This window comes from Cupriavidus sp. 05L411 (genome assembly GCF_056398045.1).
This window is the reverse complement of the sequence record NZ_JBFTOQ010000021.1, coordinates 44,590-66,160: the sequence shown is the minus strand read 5'-3', so window position 1 is coordinate 66,160 and position 21,571 is coordinate 44,590. Positions and strand designations below refer to the sequence as shown.

Genomic DNA, 21,571 nt, shown 5'->3' with positions numbered 1-21,571 from the left:
TCGGGCGTCGCCTCCTTAGTTGCCTGGCCGGCACGCGGTGTCGGCGGCGTCGGCGCCCAGCGTGTCGAGATTGTTCTTCGGATGCAGCACGCCCTCCACCGGGGCCACGCCGACCACGCCGTCGGGATGCGCCAGCAGGACCGGCTGGCGCAGCTGGCGGTCCCAGCGCCGGAAGGACAGCGGCGGCCCCTTGAAGCCATCCACCACGACCGCTTCGGTGACCAGGGCCTCGGCCTGCCCGGCAAATCCGCCCTTGGGCTGCCGCGCCACGCTTTCTGCAATCGCCTTCACCGCTACCCACGCGGCCCAGTCGTAGCCGGTCATGGGGCGGCCCGCTGCCTTGATAAAACGCCGGTTCAGCTGCGGCCCGCCATTGCGCTCCCAGGCCCAGTGCCAGGCCTGGGCGCTCAGCCCGCTGGCACCCACCACCGGGCGCGGCAACTGGGTGGCATAGGGCACGCCGCGCGCGAACTCGCCGTCGGCATCGGCCACCACCACCACGTCGTAGTCCACGCCGGTGGTCAGCAGGCCGAGATTGCCCAGCTCGCGCTCGCGCGGATCGTTCGACAGCTTGAACGCGCGCTGCGCCGACCACGCAATGCCGAAGCGGCGGGCGGCCTGCGTGAGCACGGCGCGCTGCGCCGCATCTTCCGGCGACGGCCCGCTCAGCAACAGTGCACGGCGCCATTTGCGCAGCGCCAGGTATTGCATCAGCGCATCCGCCTGCATGCGCTGGCTGGGCAGCGTGTGGAGCAGGTGCGCAGCGCAGCCGGCGCCGCGCAATTCATCGTCGGCGGCGGAAACGTTGAACAGCAGCGCTTCGCCGGGCTTGACCGCGCGCGCCGCCAGCCTGACCGCCGGAGCCGGCAGGTCGAGCAGGATAAAGCGCGTGCCCTGGCGCACCAGCGCGGCCACCATGGGGCCCACCTCGGCTTCGCTGCTGGCTTCCTGCGCATCGAGCCGCAGGACCTGCCCGGCGGCTTCCAGCGCAAAGCGCGATTCCGCCGCTGCCACGCGTGCGCCGTCCACGGGACGGCCTTGCGGCTGGCCGGGATAACGTTGCTCCATCCGCCTGGGCGCATAGCGCGCATCCCCGGCCATGGAAACCACGGCCACCCGCACGTCAGCCGCGTGCGCGGTGGCCGCCAGCCACGCGAACCCGGCCAGCCAGCGCAGCCCGGTCGCCGGACTAGTCATCGATCGCCACCGAATGCGGCACCCTGCCCGCCTTGAGCGTGGTCACGGCCTTGCGGCTTGCGGTGTCGACCACGCTGACGTCATCCGACAGCCCGTTGGCCACGTAGAGCAAGGCGTTATCGCGTGTCAGCGCCAGGCCCCAGGCGCGGCGGCCCACCAGCACGTAGTCCAGCACCCGGCGCGAAGCCACATCGACCACGGCCACGTGATTGGCGCGGCCCAGCCCGACATAGGCGCGCTTGCCATCGCTGCTGGCGACCAGCCCGACCGGGGTCACGTCCTCCGCACGGAAGCCCTTTGGCGTGAAGGCGATGGTCTGCACCACTTCCAGCGTATCGGTGCGGATCACGCTCACGCTGGCGGCCAGTTCATTGGTCACCCACAGCTCCTTGCCGTCCATGGCGAGCAGCAGGCGGCGCGGGCGGTTGCCGACCTGGATATTCTTGACCAGCTTGCGCGAAGCCACGTCGATCACATGGACCAGATTGGCCACTTCCGAGGTGACGTACACCCGCTTGCCGTCCGGGCTGGCCTTCACGCCCTCGGGCTCTTCGCCCACCTTGATGGCAAACACCTTCTTGCCGGACGCGATGTCGTAGGCCGACAGCAGTCCGTCCTCCTCGTTGGAGACGTAGAGCGTGCGGCCGTCGGGACTGAGGTCGAACAGTTCCGGGTCGTCGCCGACCGGCAGCGAGGCCACGGTCTTGCGGCTCGCCACGTCGACCACGTCCACCCGGTTATCGTCGCTGCAGGCCACGTAAAGGCGCCGCCGGTCCGGCGACAGCTGCAGGTGGCGCGGGCGCTTGCATTGCCGCCAGACGGCGATCAGTTGCCTGCTGGCGGCGCTATAGGCGGCCACGGCATCGTCCTTTTCGCTGGAGACGAAGACCTGCCCGGTGGCATTGCGGCTTTCGGCGGCACCGGCCACGCCGGCGGCAACCAGCAGCAGCATGGCGGCCACGGTGGCGCAGGCGATAAAGCCAAGGGTGGGCGGCTTGTTCATGCGGGGACGCGCTCGGTGGCTCGCGCGGTGGCACGGATCGGCGACGCGGGGAAGGTAGTCAGGGCCAGGAAGGCCTGCTCCAGGCTGTCACGCTCGGCTGCGCCGCGCAGCGCGGCCGGGGTGCCATCGAAGCGCACCGCGCCGCGATGCAGCACGATCACGCGATCCGCCTGCTCCACCTCCTGCACCAGGTGCGTGGCCCACAGCACGCCGGCCTGCGCCTGCGCGGCAAGCCGGCGCGCATCGGCAACGAGCTGCGCGCGCGAGGCCGGATCGAGCCCCACAGTGGGCTCGTCCATCAGCAGCACGGCAGGCTCGTGCAACAGCGCGCGCGCCAGCTCCACCTTGCGCCGGTTGCCGCCCGAGAGCTCGCGCACGGCCGCTCCGGCCCGCTCGGCCAGGCCGAAATCCTCCAGCAGCCGGGCAATCCGCCCGGCGGCAACGCGGCGCGGCAGCCCGTGCAGGCCGGCATGGAAATGCAGGTTGGACAAGACCGACAAGTCCAGGTCGATGGCGGGCTGCTGGAACACGATGCCGAGCCGGGCCAGCGCGCGCACCGGGTGGCGCCGCATATCCATGCCCATGACCGTGACCCGCCCCGCGTCGGCCACGAACAAGCCGCTGAGGATCTGGAACAGCGTGGTCTTGCCTGCGCCGTTGGGGCCCAGCAGCGCAACGAATTCGCCGCGCCGCACGTCGAGCGAAACGCCGTCCAGCGCATGCTGGTTGCCAAAGCGCTTGCGCACGGCCTCACAGCGCAGCGCCAGTTGGGATTCCGGGGCCATCACAGGTGCTCCTTCGGCAGCGCCGTGCCCACCCGCTCGGCGAAGCGCCGCTCCACGTCCCAGGCGCGCTGCAGGTAGGCTTCGTACCGGGCGGTGTTCAGGTAGGTCAGTTCCTGGTCGTATTTGGCCAGCTCGGCCACGTGGCGGGGCTGTTGCATGGCGATGCGGAACGCGTCGTGCAGGCGGCTGACGATCAGCGGGTCGGTGCCGCGCGGCACGCCGATGCCATAGGGCGAGTTGTGGATCGCGTGGTCGAAACCCAGCTCGCTGACGGTCGGCACCTCGGGCCAGCGCGCCGAGCGCTGTGCGCTGAACACAGCCAGCAGGCGCATCCGAGCGCTGTCCACGAAGGGCGCGAAGCCGGTCGAATTCACGCCCGCCATCAGCGAGCCATTGGCCACCGCCAGCATCTGGTCCGCGGTGCCGCGGTAAGGCACGTGCACGTAGCGCACGCCGCTGCGCCCCAGCACATCCTCCATGGCGAGGTGCGCGGTGGTGCCGATGCCGGTGGAACCCACCGTCAGCGCCCCGGGATGGGCGCGGCCCCAGGCAATCAGGTCATCCAGCGTGTGCAAGGGGCTGTCCGCGGGCACCACGATGCCGAAGGTGTAGCCGGAGATCATCAGCACCGGCTGGATGTCGCGCAGCGGCTGCCACGCGGTTTTCTGCTGATGCGGGAAACGATAGACCGTCAGCGGCAACTGGCCGATGGTGTAGCCATCCGGCCGCGCGGCGGCAAGCGCGCCGCCCACCAGCGTGCCGCCAGCGCCTGGCTTGTTCTCCACCACGATGGGCTGGCCGAGCTCGCGCCCGGCCAGCTCCGCCAGCACACGCATCGAGATATCGGTGGCACCGCCCGCCGGCCATGGCACGATCAACGTGATCGGGCGAACCGGAAAGCGCTGCGCGTCCTCCGCCGGCGCAGCCAGCGCATTGGCCAGCCCATGGGACAGCCCAAGGCAGAGCAGCAGCGCGAAAGCAAGGCGACGAAGCATGGCGTGGCAGGCGGTGGAAGTGTTCATGCCGGTTAGAGGAGCAAGGCCGATACCATCTGCGGTGCAGCATGCGCTGCTGTGCGCCGCCAGGCCTTCTCCCGCATCGTCCTGGAGGGCGCCTGCCAATCAAGCAGGGACGCGCGTTGTGCAGTGCGCTGGCGAGCGTTGTACCGCCACGGAACACGGCTTGCGCGCGCGGGGCAGCGCTGTCCCGTTTTGACACAGAGGCTCAGCCGAAGCCGTGCTCCACCGCATAGCGATGCATTTCGACCCGGTTGGCCAGGCCCATCTTCTTGCGGATCAGCGTCTGGTAGTTCGCCACCGTCTTGGTGCTGAGGTAGAGCTGCGCGGCCACTTCCTCGATCGCCGTGCCGCGCGCAAACAGGCGGAACAGGTCGAACTCGCGCGGCGACAAGGCCAGGTGGGGCGGCAGCTGGCTGCCGGCATCGACCAGGCCCGCGACATCGTCGGACAGCGCCTGCCGCCCGTCGGCCACCTTGCGCACCGCATCCACCAAGGCCTCCGGCGCGCTGCTCTTGGTCAGGTAGCCGGCGGCGCCGGCCCGCATGGCCTGGCTAACGATGGCGGCGCTGTCGTGCATGCTGAACACCAGGATCCGCAATGCGGGCACCCGCGCGCCCAGCCGCTGCAGCACTTCCATGCCGCCGCGCCCGGGCATCGACAAGTCCAGGATCAGCACGTCGGCGGGATGCTGCGTCAGCCAGGCGTAGGCGGCATCGCTATCGCCGAACTCGGCCACGACGCGCACCCCTTCCTCGAGTTCGAGCAAGCGCCGGTATCCGGTGCGCACTACCGCGTGATCATCGGCAAGGACGACGTCGATCGTTTTCATTCGCTCTGGCTCCCATGCGGTTGAACCGGTTGAACCGGCTTGGCGAAGGCCTGCGGCACCAGCGGAAAGCTCGCGCTCAGGCGGCAGCCGGGCGCGGCGCGGGCCGCAGCGCAGGCAGGTTCGATGTGCAGCGTGCCGAGATGGGCCCATGCACGCTCCTGCATGCCCCGCAGGCCATGACTGCGCTGCAGGGCCGCGGCGACGTCGGCAATGCCCTGGCCGTCGTCCTCCACGCTCCAGCGCACCGCTTCCCCGGCGGCCGTGGCAGCAATGCGGATCGCCACGCGGCGTGCGCCGGCATGGCGCATCACGTTGGTCAGCGCTTCCTGCGTCATGCGGTACAGCGTCAGGATCAGGTCCGGGCCCGGCGCCACGCCGCCAAGCGCCACCGCATAGTCCACCTGCACCTGCTGGCCCGGCTGGTCGCGCCAGGCCTGCACCAGATCCTGCAGCAGGCGCTCCACCGAAGCCAGCCGGCCGTCGGGCTGCACGCCGTGCGGCCGCAGCCGGTGCAGCAGATGGCGTACCTCGTGCTGGATCCTGGCGCAATGCCCGGCCAGGTCGTTGGCCACGAGTTGCAGCACGGGCTCATGGACGCTCTTGCGCACCAGGTAGGCGGCATCGGCGCGCATCGCGGTGAGCACCTGGCCGAACTCGTCGTGCAGTTCCCGCGCCAGGCGCGCGCGCTCGCTTTCCTGGGCAGTCAGCAGCTTGCGGCTCAGGGCGCGGCGCTCTGCCTGGGTTTCGTCCAGCGTACCGGCCAGGTGGTTGAGCGCACGGCGGAGCTGGTCCATCTCGCGCGTGCGCATGGGCGGCAGGCGGGCACTGTAGTCCTTGTCTTCGTAGCCCCGGATAGCCGCCAGGATCTGTTGCAGGGGGGCGAGGGCCTGTCCCAGGGCCCAGTGGATGCCAAGCAGTAGCAGCGCGCCATAGACCGCCAGCACAGCAAGGTTGGCGGCCATGTCGCCGCTGGCTTCCCGGATTTCGCTCTCCGGATTCCAGCGCAAGGCGGCGCGGTAGGTGGCACCGTCGCGGGTGTGGATCTSCCAGCKGCTTTCCAGCCGCGCCGCATCGGCACCCAAACCCGGAAGGGCAAGCAGGCCGCCCAAAGGGGAGCTATCCCGTGGCTGCGGCTCGCTCACCAGCACCTGGCCCGTTGCATCCTCCAGATGCAGCCACACATGGCGCATTTGCGCCGATGCGTTGATGGTGCGCAGGGCGGCAAGATGCGCCTCGCGTTCGGCCGGCGCCGCCGTCTGCAAGGCCGACAGGCGCGGAATCAGCTGCGCCATGGCGTGCGCACCACGCCGCTCGTCGCCGATGGCGCGCGCCGCGAGCCATAGCGCGACCACCAGCGCGCAGCACAGGCAGGCCGCGCAGATCCAGATGGCACGGCTTAACAGATAGCGAGACATCGTCATGGCAATGACGCCCCCGGGAGGTTGCAGTGGACGGTAGGGATGGCCTGCGGATCGGGAGGTTTTCCCGAAGCCCGAGGTACGGAACCTGCTCCCCGTCCCTCAAGTTGTTTCCCCCAAGCCGGCACCCAACGCAGGTGCCCCGGCCAATCATTCCGAGGAGATGCAAGATGCCAGCCAACCTACCACCAACCCGGCGCAGGGCCCCACCGGGACGCGCAGCCCTGCGCCGCGGCGCGCCACGGCGCAGCGCGGCCACCGCCATCGCACTGGCCGTGGCATTGCTCGCCGCCCTGCCCGCTGTTGCACAACAGGACAGTGGTGTGCAATCCGGGGACAGTGCCACGCTGCCCGAAGTCATGGTGGTAGCCACCGCACCGCTGCCGGGCATTGGCGTGGACCGCGATCTGGTGCCGTACACGGTGCAGACAGTCAGTGGCGACGACCTGAACGGCACGCGCACCGGCACCCTCGCCGAATACCTGGCGCGTAACTTCACCGGCGTCAACGTCAACGACATCCAGGGCAGCCCCTTCCAGTCCGACGTCACCTACCGCGGCTTTCGCGCCTCGTCGATCCCGGGTGTGCCGCAAGGGCTGTCGATCTACCTGGACGGGATCCGCGTCAACGAGCCCTTCGGCGATGTGGTGAGCTGGGACATGATTCCCGAGGCCGCGCTGGAGAGCGTCTCACTGGTCTCCAGCGCCAACCCTGCCTACGGCCTCAACACGCTCGGCGGCGCGCTGGCCATGACCACCCGCTCTGGCCTGACTTCCCCCGGCTTCACCGCCGATCTCTCCTATGGCAGCGGCAACCGCAAGCGCGCCGACCTGTCGGGCGGCATCCGCAGCGACAGCGGCTGGCACGCCTTCGCCGCCGGCACCCTGTTCCAGGAACACGGCTGGCGCGATCACTCCGAAGGCCGGCTCGGCAACCTGTTCCTCAAGGCCGGGCATGCCAGCGACACCACCAGCTGGGACGTCTCCCTGCTGCACGGGCGCAGCACCCTGATCGGCAACGGCCTGGTGCCGAGCTACCGCGCGAGCGGCAATGCCATGCTGCCCGGGCTCTACGAGAGCAATCGCGGCGCCGTCTATACCTATCCCGACAAAACCGAGAACATGGTCACCCAGGCCGCCTTCAATGGCCGCCACTGGTTCGACGACAAGACCAGCGCCGCGATGCTCGCCTACGTTCGCACCAGCCGCCGTGACACCACCAACGGGGACGTGAACCCGGACTACGACGCCTACACGGAAGACTGCGAAGATGGCTTCAAGGCCGACGGCAGCCCGCGCAAGTCCCGCTGCGGCTTCACCCGGGCCGAAGGCGCGGCGCTGGATCCGGCGGTGCTGAACACCACGCACATGTGGCAGCAGTCCGTCGGGATGGCGTTCAGTTTCGCCAAGGAGACGGAAAAGCACCTGCTCAACGCCGGGCTGACATTCGACCGCAGCCGCCTGACTTACTCGCAGTATGCGCAGCTAGGGACCTTTACCGATGACCGCGGCGTGATCGCGGACCCGAATGCACCGAACGAGCTGTTCTCCGGCGTCAGCGGCACCTCGCGCGCGATTGGCGTGTACCTGTCGGACACCTGGGCCGTGACGCCCAGCACCTTCGTGACGGGTTCGGCCCGCTGGAACCACGTGGCCGTGAACAATACGCTGCGCAACAGCGACGGCAGCGAGCAGCCGAGCGAGAGCTTCACCTATCGCCGGCTCAACCCCGCGCTTGGCATCACGCAGAAGCTGGGCGGTGGCGTCTCGGTATTTGGCGGCTATGCCCAGAACAACCGCGTGCCGACGGTACTGGAGCTGGGTTGCGCCGATCCCGCCCAGCCCTGCCGCCTGCCCGCCGGCCTGCAGGCCGACCCTTACCTCAAGCAGGTCGTCTCGCACTCCTATGAAGTGGGCGCGCGCTGGCGGCCCTCGAAGGACACGGAAGTATCCGGCTCGTTCTACCGCATTGATAACCACGATGACATCCTCTTCTTGCGCGCCCCCAACACGCAGCAGGGCTACTTCGCCAACTTCGACCGGACCCGCAACCAAGGCTTCGACCTGTCCGCCCGGCAGCGCCTAGGCAATGTCACGCTGCGCCTCGGCTACAGCTATCTCGAAGCCACCTATCAGGCCACCGGGCAGCTCGCGGTGGGCGAACGGACCATCGACGTCAAGCCGGGCATGCGCATGGCCGGCCTGCCGCGCCACACCATCAAGCTGGGCGTGGACTGGCAGGCGCTGCCCGAACTGACCCTGGGCGCCGACCTGGTTGGCGTGTCAAGCAGCGTGACCAGCGGCAACGAAGACGGCCTGCGCGCCGACCCGCAGCCCGGCAAGGCGCCCAAGTACGCGGACTGGAGCACGCCCGGATACGCCACGGTGAACCTGCGGGCGTCCTACCGCGTCAACAAGCATTTCGAGATCTATGCGCGCGTGGCCAACCTGTTCGACCGCCGTTACGAAACCTATGGCCAGATCTCTAACGACCTGTTTCCCAACGGCAACCTGCTGCGCCCGCACGTGACGCCGGAAGACAATGCCAGCGCGCGGTTCGTCGCGCCCGGCGCGCCGCGCAGCGCCTGGGTCGGTGTGGTTTACCGCATGTAATCCGACAATGGGAGCGCTCCTGGCTACGGTCAATGGGCCATGCCGGCACCGGGCCTTTGGCGGTTAGCGGGGGTGTCTGCGCGCAGACTTCGACCGCATGGAGGCTGGCCGTGACGCCCGCCCGGCATGCCCAAATCCATGTACCCTGCAAGGGTGGCATGCGTCAGCCTCTGCGTGACGCACATACCCCTTCCCGGAGATTGCGACATGGCCATCCAGCTCAACCACACCATCGTCTTTTCTCATGACAAGAAGGTGTCCGCTGACTTCCTCTGCGAGATCCTCGGACGTCCCGCAGCCGTGCCGTTCGGGCCGTTTCTTGCCGTACGGCTGGATAACGAAGTCACCCTGGACTTCATGGACGCGAAAGACGATGTTGCCCTGCAGCACTACGCCTTTCTGATCAGCGACGTCGAATTCGAGCAAAGCCTCGCCCGAATCCGTGCGCGCAACCTGATGTACTGGTCGGACCCATACCGCCGCCACCCCGGCGAGGTCTGCACGGACGATGGCTGCCGCCGGATCTATTTCGAGGATCCGAGCAAGCATCTTCTGGAGATCTTCACGAAGGGATAAGGTCAGCGCCGTGCTGAAAAACGTCGCGCCGAACGCAACGCCCGACCACTGAATCACGCCCGACTGCGATGCGACGCCAAGCTGCCGCCGCCTGGCGGGCAGCCTGGTTCGTTTTTGCGGATTGCCAATCTCTGCGCCCAAGGCGGCTTATCGGCTGTCCTGTGCACCGGAGGCTGAAGGGGGATTCGACTGCTTGCGGATTTCGGTGGTCGTCAGGCCCCCGAAACCCCAGTTGTCGGTATCCACTTCCTCGATTGCGATGTGCGTCCATTCGGGCGGCTTGTGCAGCACGCGCTCCAGGGTCTCAGTCACTTCCTTGATGACCTGGGCTTTCTGCTCGGCGGTGGTTCCCTCGCGGGTAATGCGAATGCTGACGAAAGGCATGGCGGCCTCCTGCATGGATTGACGTTTCGAGATGAGCGCGATGGATTCCGGGCCGCGGCAGGACACACGCCCAGCCGCGGTTGCCGGCTTCAGCGGCCTGCGCTGAAGCCGCCGTCCACCGGCAGCACGGTGCCGGAGACAAAGTCGGCCTTGGCCAGGTAGAGCACGGCATCGCTGATCTCGGCGATGCTGGCGATGCGGCCCAGCGGGTGCAGGCTGCCGAGTGCAGCATGGGTTTCGGCGGCATGCATCGGGGTGTCCACGACGCCCGGGGCAACCGCGTTGACCGTCACGCCGTGGGGTGCCAGTTCCAGCGCAAGCGCGCGCGTGGCCTGGTTGATGCCGCCCTTGAGGGCCACGGCCAGCAGCGCTGGCACACCGCCGTGCGGCTGAAGCGCCAGAGACGCTGTGATGTTGATGATCTTGCCGCGCTTGCGTTCGCTCATGTGCCTGGCCGCTTCCTGCGACGGATACAGCACGCCCTTCAGGTTGGTGGAGATCTGCTCCTCCACTTCGTCCGGCGTGAACTGCACAAAGGGCTTGGCCGCGAAGATGCCCGCGTTGTTTACCAGCACGTCGACCTTGCCGTACTTGGCAATGGCCTGCGCGAAGACCTGGCGCGCCGACTCGGGCTTGCCGACGTCGCCCGCGACACCCAGGAAGCGCTCGCCGGCATTCAGCCGTTCAGCGGTGGCTTGCAGGCGCTCGGTGGAACGGCCGGTGCCGACGACGTTGTAGCCCGCCTTGAGGAAGGCTTCGGCCAAGCCCAGGCCGATGCCGCTGGTGGCGCCGGTGATGATGACGGTGTTGTCGGTGTTGCTCATGATGGTCCTCCAATGGATCCAAATTCAGGTTCAGATTCAGGGTCCGGTGCCGGACTCCAAAGCCGTCACCGATGTGGAGGGACTATATTGCTGCTATTGAGCGCAATAAACGGGGTTTGCTACACTTGTCCTATTACATGGCGTAAAGAATATGCACCGGCAATTCGACGACATCCTTCTCGGCAGCATCGAGCTCTTTTGCCTGGCCGCCGAGGCCGGCAGCTTCACGGCGGCTGCCAATACCGCAGGCGTCACGCCTGCCGCCGTCAGCCGTTCGATCTCGCGCCTGGAAAAGCGCCTGGGCGTACGCCTGTTCGTGCGCTCCACGCGCAGCATCCGGCTGACTGAAGGTGGCAAGGAATACTTCGAGCAATGCCGCGCCGCGCTCAATCTGCTGGTCGAAGCCGAGCGCAAGGTCACCGGCGAGCAGGTGCAGCCCTCGGGCACGATCCGCATCAGCGCGCCGACCACCTACGGGCACCATCGCCTGTTGCCGCTCCTGCCCGCGTTTCGCGCCAAGTACCCGCTGATCAAGCTGGAAGCCCATATCAGCAACCGCAACGTCGACTTCCATGAGGAAAACTTCGACGTCGCGATCCGCTTCCGTACGCAGCCGGACTCGATGATGGTCTCCCGGCACCTTGAAGACGCGGCACTGGTGGTGGTCGCGAGCCCCGCCTATCTGAAGCGCGCCGGGGTACCCAGAACGCTGTCGGACCTGGACCAGCACGAGTGCATCCAGTTCGATCTACCGAGCAGTGGGCGGCAGATCTCGTGGCTGTTCAAGGAAGGGGGGCACGAGAAGGAAATCTTCTCGACGGGCAACTACATGTGCGCGGAAGACGTGCTGGCCGGCGTGACGCTGGCCAAAGCGGGCGCGGGGCTGTTCCAGACCTACCAATTCGTCGTCGAGCGGGACCTGGCGCAAGGCGATCTGGTCGAGGTACTGCAAGCTTTTGCCGGGCGCATGCGCCCCGTCAGCCTGATGTACCCGCACGGCCGTTCGCTGCCATCGCGCGTGCGTGCGTTCGTCGAGTTCATGATGGAACAGGCGCGTCCGCCAACTGCTGTTCAACACGGCGCTTGACGACGACGACAGCCGTATTGAGCATGATTTTCGGCACATCAGTGCATCCGTGCATCCGTGCATCGGTTGCCCCTTTTTGCTCACATTCCGCGGCAAATCACCCAAACGCCACAATCTTCGCTCCCAACGATCCCAGCCCCCAGAAGGGGCGTAAGGAAATGTATCCAGCGTTGCGAGCTTGTGCGTCTCGATAGAAAGTGTGTTGGCATTTCCATGACGCAGCCGCTGGCTGTAAAGCCAGCGGCCCATCCCCTTCGCCGGAGACGAAGATGCTCAGCCCACATGAAATCGCCGCCTTGATGATACTCAAGAGTGCAAACGAGAATCTTGATTTAGACCCCGCTGACCTCAGGACTCTTGAGCGGCAGCGGCTTGTAAAACGGCATCGAGCCGCACAAGACCCGGGACACGTCCGCCTCACGAACGAGGGGCGAGACTATCTGGATACGGTCGCCAAAATGCGTTGACGCGTGGCCTATGCGGGCCACGCCCACTCGCCCGCCAGAATATTGACTAGGATCAGAGACGTGGTGGTGCCCGGCCCGGCGCGCCCGCCGCTTGCATGCCATCACGCGCGGCTTGGCCGCGCATGCCTGCGACCGCTGTCACGAGGAGGATCCCGATGACGGAAGATTCCGTGCCGAATGCCCCGCCCCCCACGCCACCTGCCGCGCATCCCGGACACGACACCCGCACCGCGATGTCCAGCGCCACCATCCGGCGCGCCTTTCTCGATCATGTGTTTTATACGCAAGGCAAGCTCCCGGGGCTGGCCAGCGGCAACGATCTTTACCAGGCCCTGGCTTTCGAGGTCAGCGAGCTAGTGGGCATGCGAGTAGAACAAGCACCCGTGTTCGAAGCGATCCACGGGCTGGTGTTTCAGTTATTCCGCGAGGCGTGGATCGACGGTGTACGAGTGGACCACGTCGACGGCCTGGCCGATCCGGCGGCCTACTGCCAGCAACCGGGCGCCCACCTCACCGCGCTCGCGCCCGATCGACCACGGCGGCGCGCCATCGCGCGCCCGTGGCTGGTGGTCGAGAAGATCCTCGCAGAGAAGGAGACGCTGCGCGCGGACTGGCTGGTGGACGGCGCCACCGGCTACGACTTCATGAACGAAGTGGCCTGCGTGTTGCACGACGGCACAGGCGCGGCCGCGCTCACCGCGATTTGGCAAGAGATGAGCGGCGAGACGCGCCGCTTCGAAGCGCAGGTGGAGTCGGCCCGCTGCCATATACTTGACCATCACCTGGTCACCGAGTACGAAGGCGCTTGCCGCCGTCTGCATGCCTGCGCGCGCAGCAACCCTGCCACCCGCGACCTGACGCTGGCCAGCCTGCTGTCATGGCTGACAGCAGGCTGGCCAGCGATAACATGGCACTCCTGGTGGCACGTTTGCCCTGCGGCCCCGACGGCGCGGACCGATTGATGTTGTTTCTGGAGCAGCTCGCCCGGCGTGCCCGACCGCTACCAGGGCGCCGAGGACCGGGATCTCAGCCTGGTCGATCCCGACAACCGCCGTCCCGTGGATTTCGAGTCGCTGCGCGCCTGGCTGGTTGACACATCTGGGTGGCCCGAATGGCTTGCCAACTGGCAGAACGGCCGCGTCAAGCTGCAGTTGATCCGCAGCGGCTTGGCCGCATGGCAGGCACATGCGGGGTTGTTTGCCGCCGGCGACTATGACCCCATTACGCTGGCCGGCCCGCTCGCCGCGCACGCGCTTGCATTCATGCGCCGTCGTGGGCGGGAGCAGGCATTGGTGGTCGGCACCCGGCTGGCCGCCCGGCTGGCCGAGAGCGACCGGCCCATTCTCGCGCCAGCACAATGGCGCGACACCGTCCTGCGAGTCGGACATGGGGACGACAGTCATTGGATGGATGTCCTGACCAGCCGCCCGCTGGACGCGCGCGCCGGCCGCTTGGCCTTGGCCGAGGTGCTGGAGATGCTGCCAGTGGCGCTACTGTTGCGCACCCGGTGACGCGCATCCGATCTGCGGCATTGGGAAAATGCCGCATGGCCCTTGCGACGTCGGCCGGCTACCAATTCAAATGCACGTTCCGATCACCCATCCGCAATTGGGTGTGCTTTTCTACGCCATTGTAGGTTGCCGCGACCTGATAAGTCGCCCTTGGTGCTTTGATGAGGCAGCGCGGCCCACTCGAACGGAAGGATGCAACCTCGACTCCGTTGCGCGAAAGGGTGATTGCCACATCGGATAGATACTCACCGCGTGCGCCCTCAGTGAATAACAGTCCCATATCAAAATCCTTCGACTCCGACTTGATTGCCTGCTGCTCGTCCTCACCAACACCTCCGCAAACGTAGCTGACCGGGCCTACGGTCTGGCGCGCAAGATCGGTTGCGTGTGCGCCAGGGCTCGCCAACAAGGCAACAAGTGCGCCGGCCGTAAGCGCGCAGAGGCTGTTCTGCTTGAGCGTCGCCCTGCACATAGGGAACAGGCGGCGCCATATATGACGATTTGCTTGCATGGATTATCTCCAACTATATCCATACAAATTTGACGACTTGACATTGAAATTGTTCTATATTATTTTAAATAATTTAATCCTATTAAATACATGAATTTATATATAATAATTATAATTATCCATGTGTTTCTTAGTTTGCACGAATCGATAAGTTGATCCGAACCGACAGATTATAAAATAGTGGAATATCCACTCGTTGACAAATCGATGTGCGCCGCCAATCTCTCCGGTTCCGATTTGCATTTCCCCGAATCGAAAGCATGGCGAGCGGCGGGTTCTTGGTAATGCTGCTGCCACGCCCCGGGAGTTTCCCCGGGGCCGGCCGGTTGCAGACTAGCGCGATAAGACCTTCAGTTCGTCGTTCACCGCACTCACCCCCTCAACGTTACGCGTGGCGTCGATAGCAATCTGGTGCTGCTCCTTCGTCGGCACCGAGCCGCTCAGGTTGACCGTGCCGTTTTTGGTCTTCACGTGAATGCCCGTGGACTTCAAATCCTTGGTGGCAAGCAGTTTGGTCTTCACCTTGGTTGTAATGGCGCTGTCGCTGACGGATTCCTCGGCCTTCTCCGCGCTCATTTCAGTGGCGGCCACAAGCCGCTGGTCGCGGTCACCCTCGGCCCGGCCCGGCATGGCAGGGGCCGAGCTGGGTGGCGCAGTCATCGTGGTGTCGGTGGCGACGCGCATGATGCCGCCTGTATCGAGCGCGAACGCGCCGCCAGAAGCAGCCGCCATCGCTGCAGCGACACAAGTCATACGCAGGGTAAGTGCAAGAATCTTCATCGCTCTCTCCTGATGGTGTGGTCACACGGTTCGTCATGAGGGCTCGCGGGAGATGCATGCATCGAAGCCACCAGTTCTCGTGAACCGCAAGAACATGAACTGCAAGGAGCGTACCTGCCGACAGGGGCGGGAAGCCGCGGCGACCTGCTGCGTATGTCACGCTCGGGCCACGCCACTATGTGTAATTTGGAGCCGGATTTTGTAATTTCGGCCAACACATAAGCGAAACCTGCGAAACCAACACCGCTTCTGCATGCCGAGGATCGCTATCCGAGGCATCAGAGGAGCGACATTTACCCGGCGCCCCGGCCAGGTTCCGGTAACCGACCGGCAGGGTCAAATAGGCGTGCCGTCCGGGCCACGGCATGCGCTGTCAAGAGGCAGAGCGATGTCGGATCTATTCGCCGAAGGCGACGCCGTCGCGCTCCTATGCGAGCTGGGTGTTGACTAGTGCGAGCGACTTGCCTCCTTGTTTGTCGCGCGCGTTCGCGCGGCCTTGCGGGCCGCTTCGGAGCGTACAACCGGCCCTTTGGTGCTAGCGGCCTTTTTGGCGGAAGCTGAACGATCAGCAGCAGTGCGGGTGCTTGCCGCGCGCTTGGCCTGTGCGGACAGCGCCTGACGTGACACGCCTGCCGTGCCCTCGCGCTTGAGCGCCTCGATGGCAGCGCGCGCGCGTGTGGCCTTGCTTTCTGAACTGGCCCGTCGCGGCGTCACCTTGCCGTTGCCACCCTTGCCGGTGGACTTGGGCGGCGCCGACCGGGTGCCTGCGGGCTTGGTCTGCGCCCTTGTAGCGCCCTTCTTCGGCGGCACCTCGATGCCAGCGCGGCGTGCCTCCGACAACCCGATCGCTATGGCCTGTTTTGCCGAGCGCACGCCGTGCTTACCCCGGCGCACTGCTTCGATCGCGTCGTGAACGAAATGGCCTGCCTGCGTGGTCGGCGCCTTGCCCGCCCGCTGGTCTGCTCTGGCCTTCGCTATGCTTGATGCTCTTGGCATGATCGTCTCCATGACTATCCGCGGTCATCCAGCAACGGGTCATGGCAGATGCGACGTCCGCGGCGCAGATATCGGAGCCCGCCATCTGCCGGCGGGCCAAGAATGCTCGACGCAATTGCCGTTCCAGGCTCGTATCCGTGGGACCGCTATCGCCGAGCGGCAGATGCACTGCGCAGGAGCAAGCACTGCGTCCGCGGCACAGCAATTCTGCTCCCTGGCAGCATAGGTCGCCGGGCATTCCGAGAATCCTGCCGATCTCGCTGCTTACCGCGACAGAGCCCCTCGCTGTCTCCCGCTCAGCCATGGTGGGCCGCCGGCAAGAGACCAGGCCAAGTGCCGACAACTAGGTAGGACGGTGTCCGATGGCGAGTATTGCCCACCTTTCCTACGCTGTAGTTACCGTCTCCAGGGGAGTTCAGATGCGCAGAGACATTATGGTTTGTGCCGTGCGCGCCGGTTGGATCTTGAAAACCTGTGGTGCAGCCACCGCAATCTTGGAATTCGAAGGCAAAGACGAAGCAATCCACATTGGTCAGTCCTTGGCATCACGCTACGGCGTGAATCTCGTCATCGAAGAATCGCACGGTATGTTGCAGTTAGCTCGCCCGGCTTTGGAATTGGCGGCGTGAGCGAATTCCTGTAGGAGCCTCCCCCTCGCGGGCAAGTCCGCATGATCCTGCCAGCGATTTCGCCCCCGTCGTCCCATCCCTGCGTCGGCGGGGCGCTTTTCCCGTGAAGGGTGCGCCGAGATACCTGCGATATCTATTTCTCGACCTCCAGGCCGTCCACCACGGATTGCACGCCCTCCACTGCACGGATGGCATTCAAAGCTGTCAGCTTCTCTGAATCGTTTCGAACCTTGCCATCGAGATGCACAACACCGTTTTCGGTTCTCACTCGAATCCCGGTGGGCCGGAGTCCCTTCGTGGCAAGGAGCTCGGCTTTGACTTTCGTCGTGATCGCGTTGTCACTGAGCTTCGCCGCTAACTCGGTAGTCGGTGCCATGCTGTCAGACTCGGTGCGCACCGGCGTTCCAGGCGAGCTGTTCATGAGCAGAGCGCCATCCGTTGCGGCTAGAGTGCCGGCATCCGCCAAACTAGCAGCAGCAGCCGAAGCCGCAAGCAAGCCGGCAACGCTAGCAAGGCATATCCTTTGAATTGATTTCATCACTGTCTCCTGCTGTTATTCGCGCAGGCCGCGACACATATCCCCCGGGCAACGCGCCCCTGCAATTGCTCCTTTCTATATAAAAGGGACCATCCAGAAAAACAGTGAGTTCCGCAGTGACGTGGCTACGTTACACACGGAAATAGGTATTGCGATTCGGTCACAATGGAAGGCTCCAAAACGCGTGAAAAAGTGTATCGGCTGGAGCCTCCAACCTGGCGTGATCGCTGCCGTCGATCTGGATCAGTTCGCTGAGACACGTCCGACGGTTGCGCGGCTGGTGAAGCTTGGGCGGGCGCTGCCTCTGCGGCACCCGAAGCCTGCGCCGATCATGATCCGCCGCACCGGCTCGTTGGCCAAGTGGGCGCCGTGTCGCTCGCGCAGCTTAACGCAGGGCCAGCGTCGGGCCAAAAATCGACGGGGCTATCAGTGCGACCATGCTTTCTTGTATGCCGTGAGTCACTTGGCAACATGGGCTGGCCGGACACGACTGAGTCTTCTTAGCGTGGCGAAGGGCTGGCACCGGCCGCAAGCCGCGGTCCGGCGAATTCGCCGATAGCCGTCGTCGCAGAGCGACCTGGCTAGCCACGGCCCCGGGGTTACCAGAAATGCTGCAACCCCGCGAATGTCCTATTATGTCCTACAGTGAATTCGGAATTTTTCGGGTGCTTCTGTCGGTTATCAAACCTTGGGATATTTGCTTTTCTTCCCTTTTGGAGCGGACCCTATGAAAACAATGACGTGCAGGGAACTCGGCGGGAAATGCGACCAAAAGCTGTCGGCCAGTTCTTGGGATGAGATGGTCAAGGTCATGACGAGACACGTCCTGGAGAAGCACCCGGACGTAGCAAAAATGATGGAGCAAATGCATAAGGAAGATCCGGCGAAATGGGGCAATGAAATGAGGCCAAAATGGGATGCGGCTCCGGAAACCTAATGCGGATAATATCGCCCAGACTTTGCCAGAGATCCTTGCTGCTTGACACAGCGCGGGACTTTTTCCACGGGCTGCTCACGGGTTGCCAGGATAAGACATAGGAGACATGTCAATGACAACGCCAAAAAACATCGACGTGCTTTTCGTCGCCGGTTTTGGCCCGATCGTTCGCGACCCGGCCGCAAGCCGACGATTCTATTCCGAGGCATTGGGACTGTCGTTCCAGGAAGATGCCAACGGTTATCTGCATACGGGAGGGCTGGATGGCGTGAAGCATTTCGCCCTGTGGCCGTTGGCGCAGGCGGCTGAGTCATGTTTTGGCACGGATCAATGGCCTGGCAATCTTCCCGTGCCACAAGCGTGGATCGAATTTGACGTAGCGGATATCGAAAAAGGCACCGCGGAACTGAAGTCGCAGGGCTACACACTGCTGGTTGCGACGCGAACGGAACCCTGGGGTCAGACCGTCACGCGACTGCTGGGACCGGAAGGTCTGCTGGTGGGCATAACCCATACGCCCGCGATGCGGAAGTGAATTCGTGCGCCCTCACTCTCCGAGTCCATTCCTGAGCGATCATGCCCGAGGTGCCATATCGAGCGAACAGCACGCTTTTGGTGTGCTCCCATTGCGTTTCCGGACGTGTAGCGTCCGCCGCGCCGCAACAAGACCCACTTGGCATGCCCAACCACGGAGTACCGTTCATGCGACATCACCTTGGGTTCGGCGTGGGCCAATGGGGCGGCCGGCATCACCTGTTGCATCTTGCACTTTGCGTGGCCTTGCTAGTGGGCATCGCCCATGCGGCCCATGCCCAGGAGATTTACGTGCTTGGCGGGCTGCAGCAAACGCCGTCGCTGGGAGAGAAAACATACGGCTACACTTACGAGTACGCCCATAACCTGACCGACAACGTCTACGCCTCCTTCTCGTACCTGAACGAGGGGCACGTCACCAACCATCATCGTGACGGACATAGCGCGCAGTTATGGGGACGGTTGCTGTCGACGGACCGGCGGTTTGCCTTCTCGCTTGGGGTCGGTCCTTACCGCTATTTCGATACCACGGTGAGAACGGCCGAAGGCGGTGTCAATGACCAGCATGGCTGGGGAATCCTGATCAGCGCGGCAGCCAACTGGTATATCAACGGCGGCCCTTGGATCGCCCAGGCCCGATACAACCGGGCGCAGGCATTTGGCAGCATCGACACCAACACCTTCCTGATTGGCGTGGGCTATCAGATCGATCGAGGGAGCAGGGATGGTCCGGTGGTGCCACCGCCTTCGTACACCCTCAACACGACCAGCAACGAGCTCACGGTCTTCGGCGGTACCACCATTATCAACAACTTCGATTCACCCAGCGGCACCGCTTTCGCGGTGGAGTACCGCCGCGGCATCCTGCCCTATGTAGACCTCACTGCCACCTATCTGAACGAGGGCGATGCGCGGGTTGTACGCCGGCAGGGTGTCGCAGCGCAGGCCTGGCTGGTGCGACCGTTCTTCAATGACCATCTGACGCTGGGGATTGGACTGGGCCCCTATGTGGCGCGCGACCGGGACGAGGGCGGTGGCATCACGCACACGCTCGGCCTATTCACCATGTCGGCGAGCTATCGCATCAGCCGGTCCTGGACCAGCCGCTTCTCCTGGCACCGCACCGTTACGACCAATAGCCGCGATTCCGATGTGATGGTGCTCGGCCTAGGCTTTCGGTTCTAAGAGCCCGGCTGATCAATCAAGGATGGGCGATTCTGCATAGCAGCATCCCGCCCATTGCGATATAGACTGACTAGACTGACGATCGTTGCACGTTGACGGGCTTGTATGCGGTTGATTGTGCTTCAACGGTATGTCACTTCGCGATGCCGGGACCATGCTGGCTGTGGAAGACGGCTATATACAGGTGAACACGATGGAAAGCTTCCTGGTACGGCAGGCCACGCGCAGACAAGCAATGCTCGCCGGTATCACGGCGCTACTTATCCTGTGCGTCTTCGCGATCGCAGTCCCTCGGGCAACCCAGGTGCTCCCTGCGGTTCCCCCCTTCATGCCGATGTGCGCGCTGACGGTATTCACCACCGCCTGTATCGCCAGTTTTTTGCTCGGCGCGCAATTTACGGTGACCCGGCAGCCGATCCTTGGAGCACTGGGTGGCGCATACGCGTTTACCGCATTGGCGGTGGCTTTGCAGCTGCTAACGTTTCCCGGCGTTTTCACCCCTGGGGGCCTCTTTGGCGCCGGTCCGAATAGCGCCGCATGGATGTGGGTCTTCTGGCATGGGGGCTTTCCGTTTTTTGTGATTCTCGCAGTGGCGGTGCGCAGTTTATCCATGAAGGAGCTGATCCGCCCCAAGAATGTCGGCCTATGGGCATGGGGGCTAGTCGGTGGGCCCGTCGCGATTGGTGTGGTGTTGTGTGGGCTGGCTATATACGGTGATCTGCCATCTGCCCTGAACGCAGCGGGAGACGCCGGGGCCTACGAGAAAAATGCAACCGCGCTGGCGATTTGGTCGCTCAATGTCGTTGCCATTGCTATCGTGTTGCTGAGCGGTCGCCTGCGGGCCGTACTTGACATATGGCTATCGATTGCCTTGCTCGCTTGCCTCATCGATACCAGCTTGAACCTGCTGAGTGCCGCCAGGTTCAGCGTGGGCTGGTATCTCGCCAGGATTTTCAGCATGTTTGCCCCGGGTGTCCTGGTGTGCGTTCTAGTGTGGGAGGTCACCGTTCTGTACCAGCGTCTTTTTGCGGCCCATGCCAGCCTGCTGCAAACATCCGTCCATGACGCGTTGACGGGGATCTATAACCGGAGCTATTTCAATGAGCACTTCCGCAAGGAGTTCGACCGTGCGAAGCGTAAGAATTTGCCACTATCGCTAATCATGATCGATGTCGATCATTTCAAGCGCTACAACGACACCTTCGGCCACATAAAAGGGGATGCTTGCCTTGTCGCAGTGGCGACTGCTCTTGCTGGGGTCGTTCGCCGGCCGGCGGACCTAGTCTGCCGTTACGGCGGAGAGGAATTTGTGATAGTTCTCCCGGATACAGGCCGTCGTGGCGCGTCCGAAGTCGCGGCGCAAGCGCTCCAGTTGGTGACGCAGTTAAAGCTCGACGCTCCGACTCCCGTTGGCTTTGTCACAGTCAGCGCCGGCTGCGCCACCCTTCAGCAAGAACGCTTCCCCGACGAGCTTGTTGAGGCGGCCGATGCAGCGCTGTACAGAGCGAAAGGCGCTGGGCGAAATCGCGTTTACCTCGCGAAGACTGAATGAAAGCTCCTCCGTGCTCTGTCGCATTGGTCGCTTCAGGATGGCAGGCCATCTGTACAACCACATGACGACGAACAACCAGGTTCCATTGGCGACCTCTGGCATCTGACCGTCACGAAGGCAGCGTCGAATGACCCGGCAGCGCGTGAGTATTTTTCCTTTACTAGCCAGCACGAGTGCGAGACGCTTCGCCGAGAACT

At 64.4% G+C, this 21,571-nt stretch carries 22 protein-coding genes and 1 pseudogene; 10 read left to right on the top strand and 13 right to left on the bottom strand.

Annotation, left to right across the window (positions count from 1 at the left end; translation table 11 throughout):
- Nucleotides 1-15: 15 nt before the first annotated feature.
- From AC1DQR_RS23545 to AC1DQR_RS23520, 6 genes are all read right to left on the bottom strand, one after another.
- Nucleotides 16-1,197, bottom strand: a complete 1,182-nt coding sequence (locus tag AC1DQR_RS23545) for an ABC transporter substrate-binding protein (RefSeq protein ID WP_416048739.1) — start codon at nt 1,195-1,197, stop codon at nt 16-18.
- On the bottom strand, nt 1,190-2,200 hold the full coding sequence (locus AC1DQR_RS23540; RefSeq protein WP_416048740.1) for a PQQ-dependent catabolism-associated beta-propeller protein: 1,011 nt from the start codon (nt 2,198-2,200) through the stop codon (nt 1,190-1,192). Before AC1DQR_RS23540 ends, AC1DQR_RS23545 begins: the two co-directional genes overlap by 8 nt.
- Entirely contained in the window at nt 2,197-2,985 is a 789-nt protein-coding gene (locus AC1DQR_RS23535; protein WP_416048741.1) for an ABC transporter ATP-binding protein, read from the bottom strand. Before AC1DQR_RS23535 ends, AC1DQR_RS23540 begins: the two co-directional genes overlap by 4 nt.
- Nucleotides 2,985-3,980, bottom strand: coding sequence for a tripartite tricarboxylate transporter substrate binding protein (locus AC1DQR_RS23530; RefSeq protein WP_477133900.1), 996 nt, complete (start codon nt 3,978-3,980; stop codon nt 2,985-2,987). The genes AC1DQR_RS23535 and AC1DQR_RS23530 overlap by 1 nt, the downstream gene beginning before the upstream one ends.
- A 229-nt stretch (nt 3,981-4,209) precedes the next feature.
- Entirely contained in the window at nt 4,210-4,833 is a 624-nt protein-coding gene (locus AC1DQR_RS23525) for a response regulator (RefSeq protein WP_416048742.1), read from the bottom strand.
- Nucleotides 4,830-6,254, bottom strand: coding sequence for a histidine kinase (locus AC1DQR_RS23520; RefSeq protein ID WP_477133885.1), 1,425 nt, complete (start codon nt 6,252-6,254; stop codon nt 4,830-4,832). The genes AC1DQR_RS23525 and AC1DQR_RS23520 overlap by 4 nt, the downstream gene beginning before the upstream one ends.
- A gap of 167 nt (nt 6,255-6,421) precedes the next feature.
- Here AC1DQR_RS23520 and AC1DQR_RS23515 point away from each other — a divergent pair, with 167 nt between their 5' ends.
- Entirely contained in the window at nt 6,422-8,863 is a 2,442-nt protein-coding gene (locus AC1DQR_RS23515; protein WP_416048745.1) for a TonB-dependent receptor, read from the top strand.
- Between the two features lie 207 nt (nt 8,864-9,070).
- On the top strand, nt 9,071-9,439 hold the full coding sequence (locus AC1DQR_RS23510) for a VOC family protein (protein ID WP_416048746.1): 369 nt from the start codon (nt 9,071-9,073) through the stop codon (nt 9,437-9,439).
- Between the two features lie 147 nt (nt 9,440-9,586).
- Here the strand turns inward: AC1DQR_RS23510 and AC1DQR_RS23505 are convergent, their stop codons facing one another.
- Both AC1DQR_RS23505 and AC1DQR_RS23500 read right to left on the bottom strand, forming a co-directional pair.
- On the bottom strand, nt 9,587-9,823 hold the full coding sequence (locus AC1DQR_RS23505; RefSeq protein ID WP_416048747.1) for a tautomerase family protein: 237 nt from the start codon (nt 9,821-9,823) through the stop codon (nt 9,587-9,589).
- Between the two features lie 89 nt (nt 9,824-9,912).
- Nucleotides 9,913-10,647: an SDR family NAD(P)-dependent oxidoreductase gene (locus tag AC1DQR_RS23500; protein WP_416048748.1), complete on the bottom strand. Its 735-nt coding sequence runs from the start codon at nt 10,645-10,647 to the stop codon at nt 9,913-9,915.
- A gap of 151 nt (nt 10,648-10,798) precedes the next feature.
- Between AC1DQR_RS23500 and AC1DQR_RS23495 the strand changes: the two genes are divergently transcribed.
- The 3 genes from AC1DQR_RS23495 to AC1DQR_RS23485 all read left to right on the top strand — a co-directional run bounded on the left by AC1DQR_RS23495 (nt 10,799) and on the right by AC1DQR_RS23485 (nt 13,712).
- A complete protein-coding gene (locus tag AC1DQR_RS23495; RefSeq protein ID WP_416048749.1) occupies nt 10,799-11,734 on the top strand; it encodes a LysR family transcriptional regulator in 936 nt (311 codons plus the stop codon).
- 622 nt (nt 11,735-12,356) lie between these two features.
- Entirely contained in the window at nt 12,357-13,163 is an 807-nt protein-coding gene (locus AC1DQR_RS23490; RefSeq protein WP_416048750.1) for a hypothetical protein, read from the top strand.
- A gap of 27 nt (nt 13,164-13,190) precedes the next feature.
- Entirely contained in the window at nt 13,191-13,712 is a 522-nt protein-coding gene (locus AC1DQR_RS23485; protein ID WP_416048751.1) for a hypothetical protein, read from the top strand.
- 58 nt (nt 13,713-13,770) lie between these two features.
- On the opposite strand, the gene AC1DQR_RS23480 is transcribed toward AC1DQR_RS23485, so the two are convergent.
- The 3 genes from AC1DQR_RS23480 to AC1DQR_RS23470 all read right to left on the bottom strand — a co-directional run bounded on the left by AC1DQR_RS23480 (nt 13,771) and on the right by AC1DQR_RS23470 (nt 15,999).
- Entirely contained in the window at nt 13,771-14,223 is a 453-nt protein-coding gene (locus AC1DQR_RS23480) for a hypothetical protein (protein WP_416048752.1), read from the bottom strand.
- Nucleotides 14,224-14,556: 333 nt separating this feature from the next.
- The gene (locus AC1DQR_RS23475) at nt 14,557-15,003 is read right to left on the bottom strand and encodes a BON domain-containing protein (protein ID WP_416048753.1); all 447 of its coding nucleotides are present in this window, start codon (nt 15,001-15,003) and stop codon (nt 14,557-14,559) included.
- Nucleotides 15,004-15,450: 447 nt separating this feature from the next.
- On the bottom strand, nt 15,451-15,999 hold the full coding sequence (locus AC1DQR_RS23470; protein WP_416050498.1) for a DUF6496 domain-containing protein: 549 nt from the start codon (nt 15,997-15,999) through the stop codon (nt 15,451-15,453).
- A 419-nt stretch (nt 16,000-16,418) separates the two neighbouring features.
- On the opposite strand from AC1DQR_RS23470, the gene AC1DQR_RS23465 reads away from it, so the two are divergent.
- Entirely contained in the window at nt 16,419-16,628 is a 210-nt protein-coding gene (locus tag AC1DQR_RS23465; protein ID WP_416048754.1) for a DUF2188 domain-containing protein, read from the top strand.
- A 133-nt stretch (nt 16,629-16,761) separates the two neighbouring features.
- Here AC1DQR_RS23465 and AC1DQR_RS23460 read toward each other — a convergent pair whose 3' ends face one another.
- Nucleotides 16,762-17,166 carry a BON domain-containing protein gene (locus AC1DQR_RS23460; protein WP_416048755.1) on the bottom strand — a complete coding sequence of 135 codons (405 nt, stop codon included), beginning with the start codon at nt 17,164-17,166 and terminating at the stop codon, nt 16,762-16,764.
- A gap of 190 nt (nt 17,167-17,356) precedes the next feature.
- Nucleotides 17,357-17,578 (bottom strand): annotated as a pseudogene (locus tag AC1DQR_RS23455) (ISNCY family transposase); the annotation flags it as partial.
- A 315-nt stretch (nt 17,579-17,893) separates the two neighbouring features.
- Here AC1DQR_RS23455 and AC1DQR_RS23450 point away from each other — a divergent pair.
- The 4 genes from AC1DQR_RS23450 to AC1DQR_RS23435 all read left to right on the top strand — a co-directional run bounded on the left by AC1DQR_RS23450 (nt 17,894) and on the right by AC1DQR_RS23435 (nt 21,374).
- Complete coding sequence (locus AC1DQR_RS23450) at nt 17,894-18,103, top strand: DUF1059 domain-containing protein (RefSeq protein ID WP_416048756.1); 210 nt, start codon at nt 17,894-17,896, stop codon at nt 18,101-18,103.
- A 112-nt stretch (nt 18,104-18,215) separates the two neighbouring features.
- Complete coding sequence (locus tag AC1DQR_RS23445; RefSeq protein WP_416048757.1) at nt 18,216-18,638, top strand: VOC family protein; 423 nt, start codon at nt 18,216-18,218, stop codon at nt 18,636-18,638.
- 167 nt (nt 18,639-18,805) lie between these two features.
- The gene (locus AC1DQR_RS23440) at nt 18,806-19,822 is read left to right on the top strand and encodes a TonB-dependent receptor (protein WP_477133884.1); all 1,017 of its coding nucleotides are present in this window, start codon (nt 18,806-18,808) and stop codon (nt 19,820-19,822) included.
- A 193-nt stretch (nt 19,823-20,015) separates the two neighbouring features.
- Nucleotides 20,016-21,374, top strand: coding sequence for a sensor domain-containing diguanylate cyclase (locus tag AC1DQR_RS23435; protein ID WP_416048759.1), 1,359 nt, complete (start codon nt 20,016-20,018; stop codon nt 21,372-21,374).
- Nucleotides 21,375-21,571: the final 197 nt, after the last annotated feature.

Excerpts from the sequence above, each read along its gene's own strand:
- AC1DQR_RS23545 (WP_416048739.1), bottom strand. The coding sequence starts at position 1,197 with ATGACTAGTCCGGCGACCGGGCTGCGCTGGCTGGCCGGGTTCGCGTGG.
- AC1DQR_RS23540 (WP_416048740.1), bottom strand. The coding sequence starts at position 2,200 with ATGAACAAGCCGCCCACCCTTGGCTTTATCGCCTGCGCCACCGTGGCC.
- AC1DQR_RS23535 (WP_416048741.1), bottom strand. The coding sequence starts at position 2,985 with ATGGCCCCGGAATCCCAACTGGCGCTGCGCTGTGAGGCCGTGCGCAAG.
- AC1DQR_RS23530 (WP_477133900.1), bottom strand. The coding sequence starts at position 3,980 with ATGCTTCGTCGCCTTGCTTTCGCGCTGCTGCTCTGCCTTGGGCTGTCC.
- AC1DQR_RS23525 (WP_416048742.1), bottom strand. The coding sequence starts at position 4,833 with ATGAAAACGATCGACGTCGTCCTTGCCGATGATCACGCGGTAGTGCGC.
- AC1DQR_RS23515 (WP_416048745.1), top strand. The coding sequence starts at position 6,422 with ATGCCAGCCAACCTACCACCAACCCGGCGCAGGGCCCCACCGGGACGC.
- AC1DQR_RS23510 (WP_416048746.1), top strand. The coding sequence starts at position 9,071 with ATGGCCATCCAGCTCAACCACACCATCGTCTTTTCTCATGACAAGAAG.
- AC1DQR_RS23505 (WP_416048747.1), bottom strand. The coding sequence starts at position 9,823 with ATGCCTTTCGTCAGCATTCGCATTACCCGCGAGGGAACCACCGCCGAG.
- AC1DQR_RS23500 (WP_416048748.1), bottom strand. The coding sequence starts at position 10,647 with ATGAGCAACACCGACAACACCGTCATCATCACCGGCGCCACCAGCGGC.
- AC1DQR_RS23495 (WP_416048749.1), top strand. The coding sequence starts at position 10,799 with ATGCACCGGCAATTCGACGACATCCTTCTCGGCAGCATCGAGCTCTTT.
- AC1DQR_RS23490 (WP_416048750.1), top strand. The coding sequence starts at position 12,357 with ATGACGGAAGATTCCGTGCCGAATGCCCCGCCCCCCACGCCACCTGCC.
- AC1DQR_RS23480 (WP_416048752.1), bottom strand. The coding sequence starts at position 14,223 with ATGCAAGCAAATCGTCATATATGGCGCCGCCTGTTCCCTATGTGCAGG.
- AC1DQR_RS23475 (WP_416048753.1), bottom strand. The coding sequence starts at position 15,003 with ATGAAGATTCTTGCACTTACCCTGCGTATGACTTGTGTCGCTGCAGCG.
- AC1DQR_RS23470 (WP_416050498.1), bottom strand. The coding sequence starts at position 15,999 with ATGCCAAGAGCATCAAGCATAGCGAAGGCCAGAGCAGACCAGCGGGCG.
- AC1DQR_RS23465 (WP_416048754.1), top strand. The coding sequence starts at position 16,419 with ATGCGCAGAGACATTATGGTTTGTGCCGTGCGCGCCGGTTGGATCTTG.
- AC1DQR_RS23460 (WP_416048755.1), bottom strand. The coding sequence starts at position 17,166 with ATGAAATCAATTCAAAGGATATGCCTTGCTAGCGTTGCCGGCTTGCTT.
- AC1DQR_RS23450 (WP_416048756.1), top strand. The coding sequence starts at position 17,894 with ATGAAAACAATGACGTGCAGGGAACTCGGCGGGAAATGCGACCAAAAG.
- AC1DQR_RS23445 (WP_416048757.1), top strand. The coding sequence starts at position 18,216 with ATGACAACGCCAAAAAACATCGACGTGCTTTTCGTCGCCGGTTTTGGC.
- AC1DQR_RS23440 (WP_477133884.1), top strand. The coding sequence starts at position 18,806 with ATGCGACATCACCTTGGGTTCGGCGTGGGCCAATGGGGCGGCCGGCAT.
- AC1DQR_RS23435 (WP_416048759.1), top strand. The coding sequence starts at position 20,016 with ATGGAAAGCTTCCTGGTACGGCAGGCCACGCGCAGACAAGCAATGCTC.